Below are 242 nucleotides of genomic sequence, written 5' to 3'. Positions count from 1 at the left end.
TGGTACGAGCGTGTGGTGCGCTGCCCTGACGATCTCGCAGAGCATCCCGACATCCAGTACGCACTGACTACCGGCGTGGAAGAGGCCGTCTTCTACGAAGAGATGGGGTATGTGACCGCCGTTGCGTGGGAGCGCCTGACCGGCGACAGAGACGGCTTCTATCCCGCCCTCGACCGCTACCGCTCCATCCACGGGGCAGACGATGCCGATGCCGACGAACACGACATGGGCGAAGACTTCGA

The 242-nt window shown here is 63.2% G+C and carries 1 pseudogene; it reads left to right on the top strand.

Annotation, left to right across the window (positions count from 1 at the left end):
- Nucleotides 1–242 (top strand): annotated as a pseudogene (locus tag ACLF6P_RS30095) (DUF4240 domain-containing protein); the annotation flags it as partial.

Origin of the sequence: Streptomyces lothianensis (assembly GCF_047779955.1) — a bacterium.
Classification (GTDB): Bacteria; Actinomycetota; Actinomycetes; order Streptomycetales; family Streptomycetaceae; genus Streptomyces.
Note: the sequence above shows the minus strand (reverse complement) of the source record. Positions and strands in the feature narration are given on the sequence as shown.